Source organism: Flagellimonas amoyensis, assembly GCF_003058265.1.
GTDB classification, from domain to species: domain Bacteria; phylum Bacteroidota; class Bacteroidia; order Flavobacteriales; family Flavobacteriaceae; genus Flagellimonas; species Flagellimonas amoyensis.
This window is the reverse complement of the sequence record NZ_QBUK01000007.1, coordinates 164,665-176,974: the sequence shown is the minus strand read 5'-3', so window position 1 is coordinate 176,974 and position 12,310 is coordinate 164,665. Positions and strand designations below refer to the sequence as shown.

Genomic DNA, 12,310 nt, shown 5'->3' with positions numbered 1-12,310 from the left:
GTCATCCATAGGAAATCGACACTTCCTCGTACTCTACTTTGTCAATGATGCCCCGATAGTTGGAGTCTACGGTCCTACTATGAAGATCTTTGGTGACGGGATAGGCTTCGAGATCTCCTTCCCACAAATCGTCATCGATGAGATCCTGTATATCGGAGGCTGTATTGCCATGATGCAGCCAAGATTCCAGATTCTCGTCATCGATGATGACCGGACGTCGTTTCTTTTCATTGTGGATTTCTTCAAACATAGGGGTGGCGTCCTTGGTCAATACGGCAAAGGTCCTTCTAGCATCAGCCGTGTTGGTATAGATGCCCGCTAGGTATATGGGGTCACCGTTCTTTCGTCTGAAATAGAAAGGTACTTTAAAATCCTTTCCCTTTACTTTGACCTTGGTGTTGTGGGGCTCGAAGAAACCGTCCACGGGAATGATACACCGCTGGTTCTCCCAACAATACCGGTATATGAAGTGGTCAAAAAGGTTTTCGGATTTGGCGTTCAATCCCCCAAAGGTCTTCGGATTCTTAAAATACTCCGTGTAATTTTCCAATTTTTCCTTCGGGGGCATGATGCCCCATAGTGCCGGGAGCAGGTTGTTGGGCTCTTCCTGCCCCAAGGTCCACATCACGGGATGGCTCCAGCCGTTGGCATGGAAATAAATAAGTTCCAGGTCGGTGTCGATGTCACCGTACATGGCCTTTACGGAAAGGAGTTTCTCCAGTTCTTTCCGTTCCCGGGTCTGTCTGGTCGAGTAGCACATCTTGAGGTTGGATTATGCTGCATTAAGATAGTCAAAATTGTTAAAGTTTTGAAATGGGTCAACCCTTTCCGTACATTTGGATATTTTCCAAGTTATAGGAATAAATCCAATTATTTTATGAAACCCACTATTCTCCATCTCGATCTGGATACCTTCTTCGTCTCCTGTGAGCGGCTGCTGGACAGCCGTCTGATGAAGCGGCCCCTATTGGTCGGAGGGTTGGGGGACAGAGGGGTGGTCGCGGCCTGTAGCTATGAGACCCGGCGCTTCGGGGTGCATTCCGGGATGTCCATGAAAGTGGCCCGTAGGTTATGCCCAGAGGCCACGGTCATCAAAGGCAATGCAGGGACCTATATGAAGTTCTCGGACAATGTGACCGAGATCATCAAGGAGAGTGTCCCGGTCTTTGAAAAGGCCAGTGTGGATGAGTTTTATGCGGACCTCTCGGGCATGGACCGCTTTTTTGGCTGTTACAAGTACGCTTCGGAAATGCGACAACGGATCTTAAGGGAAACAGGGTTGCCTATTTCCTTTGGGCTGTCCCAGAACAAGGTGGTCTCCAAAGTGGCCACTGGGGAGGCCAAGCCCAACAACCAGATGAAGATCGATCTTGGATTGGAGAAAGAGTTCTTGGCGCCCCTGCACATCCGTAAACTGCCCTCGGTGGGGGAAAAGACCTATGGACTTCTCTCCAATATGGGGGTGACCACCATACAGACGGTACAGGAGCTGCCTCTTGAAATGCTAGAAAGTGCTTTTGGCCTTCACGGGCGGACCATCTGGATGAGGGCCCAAGGGCTGGACAATTCACCTTTGGTCCCTTTCCATGAACGGAAGTCCATTTCCACGGAACGGACCTATGGAAAGGATACCACCGATATGGTCAAACTGGAGACCACTTTGTTCGCCATGGCGGAGAACCTGGCCTACCAACTCCGAAGGGCCAACAAGATGACAGGCTGTGTGAGTGTCAAGATCCGATATAGTGACTTCAAGACCTATACGAAGCAGAAACGGGTACCCTATACTTCTGCGGACCATGTGTTGGTACCCTTGGTGAAGGAACTCTTTACTTCCCTTTATGACCGAAGGATGCTGATCCGACTCGTGGGTGTCAACTACAGTCATATCGTAGGGGGGCATTACCAGATTGACCTTTTTGCCGATGATGAAAAACTGCTCAACCTCTACCAGGCCATGGACCGGGTACGGAACCGCTTTGGGGAATCCAGTCTGATGCGGGCCTCTGCTTTGGGCGCCCACAGTATAGGAAGGGGAGGCAACCCCTTTGACGGACAACCACCCATCTTATTGGCCCATAGACAGCAATAATGTACCTGAACTGCCATACATATTACTCTTTGAACTACGGGGTGCTCTCCGAAAGCGAGCTTTTGGAACTTGCCCGTTCCCATGGGGTGGAAACCTTGACTCTGACCGACATCAACAACAGTTCGGTGGGGATGAACTTTGTGCGCTTGGCCAACGAGCAGGGGATACGTCCCATTCTGGGCATTGATTTTCGGAACGGGAACATACAGGAGTTCGTGGGTCTGGCGCAAAACAACGAGGGGTTTAGGGAAATCAATGCCTTTCTATCCAAGCATTTGCACAAGGGAATGCCCGTTCCCTCTGTGGCCCCTGTTTTTATGAACGTTCATGTGATCTACCCCTTCGAGAAGATACAGGAAGAGGAACGGACGGATTTCAGGGCCTATGAATATATAGGGGTTTCGGTGGAAGAACTCCGGAAATTACGGTTCTCCCGATATCGGGATTATACCGACAGATTGGTGTTGTTACAACCTGTTACCTTTCGTAACAAAAAGGATTTCAATACCCATCGCTTGCTTCGGGCCATAGGCTTGAACACGCTATTGAGTAAACTGCCCCAGTCCGAGGAGGCAAGACCCACCGATACCCTTCGGCCCTTGGAGGAATTGAAAAAGGTCTTGGTTGATTTTCCGCATATCTGGGAAAACACCCAACGGCTGATGGATTCCTGTTCCATTGCTTTTGGGTTTGGAAGTGATAGGGTTTCCCAGAACCAGTCCCGTTTTTTGGAGTCCAAAGCATTGGATGTGGAACGGTTGCGGCAACTGGCATTGGATGGGTTGCCCCGACGCTATGCCCATCCTACGGAAAAAGTCAGGGAACGTATGTTCCGGGAACTTCGGACCATCCAGGAACTGGATTTTGTGTCCTACTTTTTGATCAACCATGATATCGTCTCCTATGCCAAGTCCAAAGGCTATCCCTATGTGGGCAGGGGTAGCGGGGCCAACAGTCTGGTGGCCTACCTGATAGGGATCACCGATGTGGATCCCATTGAACTGGACCTGTACTTCGAACGGTTCATCAATCCCTTTCGGGCCTCGCCCCCGGATTTTGACATTGATTTTTCCACCTGGGACCGGGATGATGTCACGGCCTATATTTTTGAACGTTTCGAGCATGTAGCCCTCTTGGGTACCTACAATACCTTTAAGTACCGGGCCGCCGTTCGGGAACTGGGCAAGGTGTTCGGGCTGCCCACCGAGGAAATTGATAAGCTCAGTTCGGGTCGGTATGAGCAGGGAGCCTTGGATGAACTGGCCCGATTGGTGCTGAAATACGCCACCTATATCCATGGGATGCCCAACTACATCAGTGTGCATTCCTCGGGTATCCTGATCCTGGACCGTTCCGAGCATTACTATTCGGCCACGACCCTGCCACCCAAAGGGTTCCCGACGGTGCAGTTCGATATGATCATTGCCGAGGATGTGGGTCTGTTCAAGTTCGATATTTTGGGGCAGCGGGGATTGGCGAAGATCAAAGAGGCGGTGGAGGTCATCAAGGGCAACCAACCCGATGCTATGCTTTGGGACATCAAGAGCGTGGAGGCTATGAAACAGGATGCCCATATCAACCGGCTGTTGAGCCAAGGCAGGGCCATAGGGGCCTATTATGTGGAATCCCCTGCCATGCGGGGACTGATGAAAAAACTTCGGACCCATGATTATTTGGGACTGGTGGCGGCCAGCTCCGTGATCCGTCCAGGGGTGTCCTCCTCTGGGATGAAGGATGAGTACATCCGCAGGGAACGGGAACCGGAACGCCGCAAAGAGGCCAATCCCATCCTGTTGGAAATCATGCCGGAGACCCATGGGATCATGGTCTATCAGGAGGATGTGCTCAAGGTGGCCCACCTCTTTGCAGGACTGGACCTAGGGGAGGCCGATGTGCTACGGCGGGGGATGAGTGGAAAGTTCCGTTCCCGTGAAGAGTTCCAAGCGGTCAGGTTGAAGTTTTTTGAAAATTGTAGACATAAGGGGCATGATGCCGCTCTGACCCAGATGGTCTGGGAACAGATTGAGAGTTTTGCGGGCTATGCCTTTGCCAAGGGACATTCCGCTTCCTATGCCGTGGAAAGCTACCAGAGCCTTTACCTCAAATACTACTTCCCTCTGGAATTTATGGTGGCCGTGCTCAACAATGGGGGAGGGTTCTACGATACCGAACTTTATGTGCATGAGACCAAGATGTGGGGCGGTGTCATCCATCCGCCATGTATCAACAGCAGTGACCATGTCAATACCATTTATGGAAAGCACATCTATTTGGGACTGGGACAGCTTCGGAGTCTGGAACGTTTGGTCATCCAACGCATCCTCAACGAAAGACAACTCCATGGAAAATTCAGGGATTTTGATGATTTTATCGACCGTGTCCCGATTGCCATCGAACAGTTGACCATCTTGGTACGTATCGATGCCTTTCGTGTCTTTGGGGTGCCCAAGAAGCAAATGCTATGGCAGGCCGTGTTCAAGACCAAGGCCCATCGAAAGGAAACTATCCAGAAATTGCTTTTTAAACCCAACCACAAGCATTTTACATTACCAAACTTACCTTCCCATCCTATTGAGGATGCTTATGACCAAATGGAACTCTTGGGATTTCCGCTTTGTGGGTATTATGAACTTATGGACGGCAAAGTGAAGAGTAGGTTGACCGCCAGTGATTTTGAGGCCCAAGTCAACCAAAAGATCTGGATCTATGGTTCCATGGTGCATACTCGACTGAACACCACATCCAAAGGAGACACCATGCGCTTTACCACCATGCTCGATCTGGAAGGTCACTTTTTTGACTGTGTCCACTTTCCCCAAACGATGGCATCCACACCCATACATGGAAAGGGCATTTATCTATGCCACGGAACGGTGACCGAAGAGTTCGGGCATTTCAGTCTGGAGGTGGTTACGACCGTCAAACAACCCTTGAAACCTGACCCAAGACAAGTGGGGTCAGTACTCTTAGGGGTAAAATAAAAAGAAAACAATCATGGGATATTTCCGAGGATAATTGGGAACAAGGAAAGGAGATTTTGTTGAAAATATCTACATAGGATAACTAATCCCATTCTTCATTGGATGCTGCTTCAACGGCCATAATAAAAATGAGTTTGCGCTCCCTTTCGGAAAAATAGGCCCAATCTCTCTTGAATTCCTCTGGGACATGGTTTCTCCAATCGTGGACCCTTTCCGATAACACATTGCCATTGGCGTCATAAAAGGAATCATCACTATACTTGACCATGGCCAATTGTTTTGCTTCTTCGAACATCTTTTCTAGTTCCACAATCAATCCTCTTTACATTTGAATTACACGAAAATAGACATATTCATACAAATTGGTCATATCATTATAGGTTGTCCAAGCTAATGCATCCCCAATTCTTATCTAATCAAATTTTGAAATATAACAGTTTATGGCACAAGTGTAAATCAAATTACAATGAACCTCTCTTGATGGCTTTTTTACTGTCCAATAGTATCCAAAATTAAACCCGGAAAATATTTCTCGGACAAGGGACGGCATAAAGCCGTTGCCTATGTCACTTTTTATTCCGTTTCCTTCCCACTCCAAAATTTTCCCTTGCGTTTGGCTGTCTGCCACTATTGTTCAATTTAAAACGCAAATCATGGAAAAACAAAACGTAGTACAACTGGATTTTGGCTTTGAAATGGAGCCAATGAAAACCACAATTTCAAATCTAAGACCCAAGTCTTTTAAAAAGGACAAATCCGATTTTGTCCTTGACTTTATGAACCTATTGCAAAGCCCCATCATTGTCTACCCATCACAATGGCAGGATGCTGTGCCCAAAGACCTTTTAAACAATATTACCATGGCCCGAATGTTGACCCGGATACGTGGGGAACACATGGCTTCCTTGACCGAGGTTGTGGCCTACATGATGCCCAGGACATTCGAATCGCCCATGCCCAGCGAATGGGTGAACATTTACACATGGTGTGGGCTCCAATATGCCAAGACTTTCAAGAAAACAGGTCAAATCAAGGCCATGGAGGAGGTGGCACCAAAGCAACTGTCCGAATATGAGATTGGTCTTTTGAAAAGGTTAAGGGTCTGGATCTATGAGAAACGAAGACAAGCCTTAAAGGATAGCATGAAAACTTCAATGCCCAAGTTGAGCGGACCTTCCCCTAACGATCAGGGAGAGCTGTTCCAGAAGGACTAAAAGGAAACCAAGTTCTAGGATTACAAACCCATTACCGTCGCAATAGTTGATGTGTTGCCATTTGGCCAATATGGAAGTCGTCCAAACGGATTTTTGGTGCGTCCTTCCTTTGCAAACCCTTCTTGGGGATTTGCCGTGGAAGACCGCAAATCCGTCCGTCCGCCCATCAAATTTTAAGGGGTCTATAATAAAAGAAGCCCTTGTTGTTTTTCGGGGCATCGAAAAACAGGGCAGGACCCAAGGACTTCCTATCAGGACACCATCGCCTGCAGTCGCTTAACTTCCCGTACGCTCCCTTGCCAATGGGTCAGATGGAATTCCTAGGGCCCTCATCGAACCTGTCAAGGCCAAGGCAGGTTTTGTCCACAAATAGGGTTTCCACTTCCTTGAAAACCTAAAGGTTTTGCTACGTCGCGGAGCCTCCCGATTTCTGTCCAAAAGCCTTGACAGAACCCCCTTCTTTTATTGTGCTACGCACGTAAGAAGCAAACAAACGCCCCTTAAAATTTGGGAAACAACGACCAAAAAAATAGAGGGGAAATTTTTAACCCTGTCTGCTGATCTGACCATAAAGGAAGACAGCAGACCTTTAAAACTTTTTATCATGAGTACATTGAGAAACAAAGTGCAGTTGATCGGAAATGTGGGGCAGGATCCCACCATTACAGACCTTGACAAAGGCAAGCGTGTGGCACGGTTCACCATGGCCACCAATGAACACTACAAGAACTCCGCAGGGGAACGGTTGACCAACACCGAATGGCATACCGTAATCGCATGGGGGAAACTGGCCGACATCATCGAAGGTTTCGTGACCAAGGGCAAGGAAGTGGCCATCGAAGGGAAATTGACCTCCCGATCCTATGAGGACAAAGAGGGCAATAAAAAGTATGTGACCGAAGTGGTGGCCAGTGAGATCCTGCTTTTGGGTGGTGGCGAGAACAATACCACCGAGTAAAATGGATAGGGGTGTCCAGTCTTTGGGCATCCCTTTCTTTTTTCATCCTTAAAACAAAATGAAATGGAACATCGAGTCAATGAAATACAGATAAGTTATAGGGAAAAGCTCAGCACCCTGAAATCCGTCTCCCTTACCGATTCCAAGAAAGTGGCCGAGCTACTTTTCAAAAATTGGGATGCCCGTACTATTGGGGCACAAGAGTCCTTTAAGATCATCCTGCTCAACCAATCCAATAAGGTCAAGGGCATCTATCCGCTCTCCGTAGGGGGCATATGTACCACCTTGGTGGATATGCGACTACTCTTTGCCGTGGTCGTAAAGACCCTTTCGGTAGGGATCATCCTCGCCCATAACCACCCCTCTGGACAACTCAAGGCCAGTTATGAGGACAAACGATTGACCCAAAAGATCAAAGAGGCGGCACAGTTTTTTGATGTCGCGGTCTTGGACCATATCATCCTTGCACCCGATGGCCGTTACTACAGTTTTGCCGATAATGGAATTCTTTGATCCAAATCCGATGAAAGTGGATCCTGAAATGACCGAATTTGAGGAATGGTTGGAAGAACAAAACGACCCTAGGTATTATCCCGATGGGTTCGATCCAAGCCTATATGATCTGTAAACCTGATTTTAAAAAGTAAAAAGATGATCTATTTGAACTTTACGAACCTTGATAGCGAGACCCAGGAACGTTTGCTTTCCAGTTCCAAAGAGGATGTGGAAAGCCGTTCGGGGGCCGAACTGCGCCAATTTGCGGAAACCCACGATAAGGACTATGATACACTATTGGAAGAGGAGGCCATGCGAAATCTATACCATTATGATTTCGTGTTCAATATGTGAACCCTTAAACCCACCATCCAAGCCCATTCATTTTGATGGGCTTTTTTATGGGTTCATGGTTGGTTTTTAGGTGGGTCGAACACCCAAAAACCAATTTGGGTAATTCTTGTTTGCAAAGTGTTGGGCAACCCTAAGGAATACCTATCCCTTATTTGACCGCAAGTTCGCCCTTCAAAAATGTTCCCATCAAAAGACTACGGCATAAACCGTTCGTACCTCACTATTTATTCCGTTTCCTTTTGAGCTGAAATTTTTGGGAAGTGCGGGAATGCCCTCAAATAATCGATAATTTAAAATGATGTATTATGAAAGCAATTGTAAAAAAGTCACTGGAGATCCCAGCGAAGAAACATCCAAAGAAAAGCGTTGTCAAAAAGACAGCGGATGCCACGGTGGACAAAACCTACTCCCTAGTGGTCAATCTCTGGATATTCAGGTATGAGTATTACAGGGAACAGACCACTACAGTCCCATAGGAGGACTGACGGGAACAAGACCCTTGAAAAAGGGTCTTTTCTTTGGCGTTCCCGTGGAACTCCTGACGTTGTGGAAACCCATAAATGGCCGTTTCATATATGTTGCGGGCAAATGATGCCATTTGCCCGCAGAACGCATTTTTGTACCTGATGTAATGTGGGTATATTTAAGATGTTACATCGTAGCAAAGTTTGCACGGCATCCCAACTTGATCTGACTTTCCAAAAGTCCGTGCTCCATTAGGTAAAATATGATAAGGGACAATGGTCTTTTTAAGATGGTTTGTGCGATGCTTTTTGGGCCCCTGGCGCAAAAAGGAGAAGCAAGAGGGTAGCACGCTCACGCGTCCTACCGATCATAGTTGCTCCGCAAAGCCCCTGTTTATGGGGCTTACATGGATATTAGGAAATAAGGCCTTGGGCGTTTTTAGCGTAAAAATGCGCTGAGGCCAACAAAACCAAGGAATTTTTAAGCTAAAAATGGATAAAGGATACGAAAAGGAACCGTTTCGGACCGTGTGCATCAAAGTAACGGTGCTCCATAAATTCAAAGGATTTTCCAAACGACAAGGGAAGTCCCATTCCATGACCCTGTTGGCCATGGTGGAGTTTTTTGAGCACAATGGGATCTCGCCCAACGAGCGGATGTATGAGACCATCGCCAGCCTCAAATACCTGATCAAACGCCGCTTCAATGCCATGGTCGCCATCATGCGCAGCATCGAAAAGGAACAGACCCTGCCCACGGTCAGTATGATCCAGGCCCTCTTTGAACAGGAACTTGCATCCGATGGGGAAGAATGGGACAATGATTTCGATTTTATCGAACAGCAGTTGACCGAGACCAAAAAGCCGACGGACATGGAACCCTTTGATGCCGAGGTCACCGTTCCCAAGATCCGCTACGATCGTCTTGAAGAGCGGTACGAGGAACTCAAAACGGACTTTGCCTATGTCTTGGACCATGTGTCCCTGTTCCATAACCGGTTCGGAAAGGACCATCTAAAATTGGACCTCAATCCAGGGGCCATCGAAAAATACCGCACAAAACTTAAAAAGCCATAAGCATGTACATCGCCATTACACGACAACATTTGGGGGACAATTTCCGGGGCAGCGTCCGCGACTTTGTCCGATACCTCGATAAGGAGAACGAAGGAAAGGCCCCTGCAATGCACGAACTATATTTCAACCAGAATGAGAATGACATTGATGCCCAACAGGTCATCACTGAAATCGATGCCAACACCGCCAAGCTCAAGAAACGGGAACCCAAGTTCTATTCCCTGGTGGTCAGTCCCTCCCAACGGGAGCTCAAACATATCGGAAACGATGCAGAGAAACTGCGTCAATACACCCGTGAGGTCATGAAGGCCTATGCGGCCTCCTTTTACCGGGACCAAGAAGTTACCGTCAAGGATATCCTGTATTTTGCCAAGCTGGAGCGGGAACGCACCTATTCGGAAAAGGACCGGGAGGTCAAGGAAAACCAAGCCTCGGCCAGCAAGATCTTGGACCTCCAACACCAGATTAGGGCCATCAAGGAGGGAAGGGAAACAGGGGACGTCACAAAACTCCAAGAAATGATCAAGACCTTGGAAGCTGGGGCGCCCCATAAACAACAGGGCAAACGTATCGTTCCGGGTATGGCCAAGGAAGGCGACCAGAGCCATATCCATATCATCGTGAGCCGGATGGATGTGACCAATTCCCATAGCCTATCGCCCGGTTCGAAGTTTAGGACCTCGGAAACCATCCTCCATGGTCAGACTGTAAAACAGGGCTTTGACCGGGACCAATTCTATCGGGCGGCGGAGAAGACCTTTGATGCCCAATTTGGCTACCGAAGGAACTATGTCGAGACCTACCATGCCCGGAACCTGCTCGACAAGGATCCTAAAAGGTTCTTCTCGGCCCTGTTGGGACTGCCCACCAATGAACAACAGGCCGCACGACAGCTTTTGTTCAAGGCGGGCATCAAGGTGCCCACCATACCGGTCAACTCCGCACAGTTGGCCTATAAGGCCCTGATGCAGTTACGAAAAGGGATAGGGAAGGCTATGGAATCGGGATCAATTGGAATATAGTAGCCATGGAAAATTTGTCACTGTTTGCGAATGTAATCTGCCTCATAGGAAGCATAGGTGTTTCCTGGGCGTGCATCCGATACCTCCGAGATGGATTTGGTATTGGTTTGGGGGTTCTGGTAGCCCTGGCCATTGGGACCGGGTTGGCATCGGGATGGGATTCCCTTTTGGAAATGGCCCTGAAGTTTTGGTTGCCCATGTTGTTCATCCATGTAGTCATCTTTGGGATGGTGGACTATTATAAGGATACCCAACAACCCTTCAAGGTGTTCGAGGTACGGTTACGGGTCAAGGGTAAGAGCCTGGTCCTGGGGAACATCCGTAGAGGGGTGTCCGTGATGGCCTCTGCAGGGAGCGGGAAGACCGAAAGTGTCATCTATGGTTTTTTGGAGCATTTTAAGAAGCAAGGTTTCTCTGGGATTATCCATGATTATAAGGATTTTGAGATCACCGAAATGGCCTTTCCACTATGGAAGGACCAAAAGTTGCCTTTCCGGATCGTTTCCTTTGGGCCCATATACCATCGGGTGAATCCCATTGCACCACGGTACTTGCCCGATGAGGAAAGTGTCCATGAAGTGTCGAGGGTCTTGTTGGAGAACCTGATGGAGCATCGGGATGCTGATGAGAACAGTACCTCCAGGTTCTTTAAGGATGCGGCAGAGGGGCTGATCAGTGGGTTGATCTGGCGATTGAAAACGGACTATCCCGATTTCTGTACCCTGCCGCATCTGATGGCCCTTTACCAACAATTGGGAATCAAGAGTTTGATCAAGTTCCTTCGGGGGAACCTTACCTCTCGTGCCATGGCGGATGCCTTTATCAGTGGGGTGGGGTCGGAGCGTCAGACTGCCGGGGTCATGAGCACCTTGGCCAATGCCATTAAAAAGATCAGTACGCGAAAGATATTTATGGTCTTGTCGGCCGATGAGATCCCTTTGGATATCAACAATGCCGAGAATCCCTCGGTCATTGCCCTGGTCAACAATCCCCAAAAGGATGCTTCCCTTTCCCCGGTGATCGCCACCATCATCCATACCATCACCAAACAGATGTCCATCCGGCAACGCATGCCCTCCTTTATGTTGTTGGAGGAGGCCTCAACTATACGGCTATTGAACATGCACCGAATACCGGCCACTTTGCGAAGTTATGACATTGTTAGTGTCTATGTGTTGCAGGACAAAGTGCAGAACGATATGATGTACGGGGAGAAGGCCAGTAAGGCGATTCTCTCTAATCTATCTTATCAGTTCTTTGGAAAGGTTAATGACCCGGACACGGCAAGATATTATGAGCGGTTTTTTGAGTTGGTCAAGATACCGACCCGGAGTGTGAGCAAAAGTTCAGGGTTGAACCTGGAAAGACGGATAACGGAAGGGGAGAAGGAGGTGTCCAAACGAAGGGCTGAAGTGTTCTTCCGATTAAGACAGGGCGAATTTGTGGTCTTTGCGGATGGAAAGGACCGGAAGGTGCAGTTTCCGAGGCCAGTGATTGATCGAGGTTTGCCCAAACCATTGGAATTTTCAGAACGGCATTTGGAAGAGCACTACCTTAAAGTACATAAGGAAGTAAGTTCTATCTTCCAAAGAACCTAATGGAACAGTGAAGTCTTTCAGTTGTGCAGAAGCGTTCAGCTTTAACAAGTGATAA

At 48.3% G+C, this 12,310-nt stretch carries 12 protein-coding genes; 10 read left to right on the top strand and 2 right to left on the bottom strand.

The window, feature by feature from the left end:
- Window position 1 precedes the first annotated feature (1 nt).
- Window positions 2-760 (bottom strand): SOS response-associated peptidase, encoded by a 759-nt coding sequence (locus tag DB398_RS11555; RefSeq protein WP_108424545.1) that lies wholly within the window; start codon window positions 758-760, stop codon window positions 2-4.
- Window positions 761-877: 117 nt separating this feature from the next.
- On the opposite strand from DB398_RS11555, the gene dinB reads away from it, so the two are divergent.
- Both dinB and DB398_RS11545 read left to right on the top strand, forming a co-directional pair.
- On the top strand, window positions 878-2,092 hold the full coding sequence (dinB, locus tag DB398_RS11550) for a DNA polymerase IV (RefSeq protein ID WP_108424544.1): 1,215 nt from the start codon (window positions 878-880) through the stop codon (window positions 2,090-2,092).
- Window positions 2,092-5,073, top strand: coding sequence for a DNA polymerase III subunit alpha (locus DB398_RS11545; protein WP_108424543.1), 2,982 nt, complete (start codon window positions 2,092-2,094; stop codon window positions 5,071-5,073). Before dinB ends, DB398_RS11545 begins: the two co-directional genes overlap by 1 nt.
- A gap of 82 nt (window positions 5,074-5,155) precedes the next feature.
- On the opposite strand, the gene DB398_RS11540 is transcribed toward DB398_RS11545, so the two are convergent.
- Window positions 5,156-5,383 (bottom strand): hypothetical protein, encoded by a 228-nt coding sequence (locus DB398_RS11540; protein WP_159076417.1) that lies wholly within the window; start codon window positions 5,381-5,383, stop codon window positions 5,156-5,158.
- A 343-nt stretch (window positions 5,384-5,726) separates the two neighbouring features.
- On the opposite strand from DB398_RS11540, the gene DB398_RS11535 reads away from it, so the two are divergent.
- The 8 genes from DB398_RS11535 to DB398_RS11500 all read left to right on the top strand — a co-directional run bounded on the left by DB398_RS11535 (window position 5,727) and on the right by DB398_RS11500 (window position 12,255).
- Window positions 5,727-6,287 (top strand): hypothetical protein, encoded by a 561-nt coding sequence (locus DB398_RS11535; RefSeq protein ID WP_108424541.1) that lies wholly within the window; start codon window positions 5,727-5,729, stop codon window positions 6,285-6,287.
- A 604-nt stretch (window positions 6,288-6,891) separates the two neighbouring features.
- Window positions 6,892-7,245: a single-stranded DNA-binding protein gene (locus DB398_RS11525; protein WP_108424539.1), complete on the top strand. Its 354-nt coding sequence runs from the start codon at window positions 6,892-6,894 to the stop codon at window positions 7,243-7,245.
- Window positions 7,246-7,308: 63 nt separating this feature from the next.
- The gene (locus DB398_RS11520; protein WP_108424538.1) at window positions 7,309-7,758 is read left to right on the top strand and encodes a JAB domain-containing protein; all 450 of its coding nucleotides are present in this window, start codon (window positions 7,309-7,311) and stop codon (window positions 7,756-7,758) included.
- Window positions 7,759-7,896: 138 nt separating this feature from the next.
- Window positions 7,897-8,094 carry a hypothetical protein gene (locus tag DB398_RS11515; protein WP_108424537.1) on the top strand — a complete coding sequence of 66 codons (198 nt, stop codon included), beginning with the start codon at window positions 7,897-7,899 and terminating at the stop codon, window positions 8,092-8,094.
- 305 nt (window positions 8,095-8,399) lie between these two features.
- A complete protein-coding gene (locus DB398_RS18350; protein ID WP_159076416.1) occupies window positions 8,400-8,570 on the top strand; it encodes a hypothetical protein in 171 nt (56 codons plus the stop codon).
- Between the two features lie 480 nt (window positions 8,571-9,050).
- Window positions 9,051-9,635 (top strand): BfmA/BtgA family mobilization protein, encoded by a 585-nt coding sequence (locus DB398_RS11510; protein WP_108424536.1) that lies wholly within the window; start codon window positions 9,051-9,053, stop codon window positions 9,633-9,635.
- A 2-nt stretch (window positions 9,636-9,637) separates the two neighbouring features.
- The gene (mobB, locus tag DB398_RS11505; RefSeq protein ID WP_108424535.1) at window positions 9,638-10,657 is read left to right on the top strand and encodes a MobB family relaxase; all 1,020 of its coding nucleotides are present in this window, start codon (window positions 9,638-9,640) and stop codon (window positions 10,655-10,657) included.
- 5 nt (window positions 10,658-10,662) lie between these two features.
- A complete protein-coding gene (locus tag DB398_RS11500; RefSeq protein WP_108424534.1) occupies window positions 10,663-12,255 on the top strand; it encodes a type IV secretory system conjugative DNA transfer family protein in 1,593 nt (530 codons plus the stop codon).
- Window positions 12,256-12,310: the final 55 nt, after the last annotated feature.

What these genes read in the sequence shown, in the direction of transcription:
- DB398_RS11525 (WP_108424539.1), top strand. Translation starts at nt 6,892, where the DNA reads ATGAGTACATTGAGAAACAAAGTGCAGTTGATCGGAAATGTGGGGCAG.
- DB398_RS11510 (WP_108424536.1), top strand. Translation starts at nt 9,051, where the DNA reads ATGGATAAAGGATACGAAAAGGAACCGTTTCGGACCGTGTGCATCAAA.
- mobB (WP_108424535.1), top strand. Translation starts at nt 9,638, where the DNA reads ATGTACATCGCCATTACACGACAACATTTGGGGGACAATTTCCGGGGC.
- DB398_RS11545 (WP_108424543.1), top strand. Translation starts at nt 2,092, where the DNA reads ATGTACCTGAACTGCCATACATATTACTCTTTGAACTACGGGGTGCTC.
- dinB (WP_108424544.1), top strand. Translation starts at nt 878, where the DNA reads ATGAAACCCACTATTCTCCATCTCGATCTGGATACCTTCTTCGTCTCC.
- DB398_RS18350 (WP_159076416.1), top strand. Translation starts at nt 8,400, where the DNA reads ATGAAAGCAATTGTAAAAAAGTCACTGGAGATCCCAGCGAAGAAACAT.
- DB398_RS11520 (WP_108424538.1), top strand. Translation starts at nt 7,309, where the DNA reads ATGGAACATCGAGTCAATGAAATACAGATAAGTTATAGGGAAAAGCTC.
- DB398_RS11500 (WP_108424534.1), top strand. Translation starts at nt 10,663, where the DNA reads ATGGAAAATTTGTCACTGTTTGCGAATGTAATCTGCCTCATAGGAAGC.
- DB398_RS11555 (WP_108424545.1), bottom strand. Translation starts at nt 760, where the DNA reads ATGTGCTACTCGACCAGACAGACCCGGGAACGGAAAGAACTGGAGAAA.
- DB398_RS11515 (WP_108424537.1), top strand. Translation starts at nt 7,897, where the DNA reads ATGATCTATTTGAACTTTACGAACCTTGATAGCGAGACCCAGGAACGT.
- DB398_RS11535 (WP_108424541.1), top strand. Translation starts at nt 5,727, where the DNA reads ATGGAAAAACAAAACGTAGTACAACTGGATTTTGGCTTTGAAATGGAG.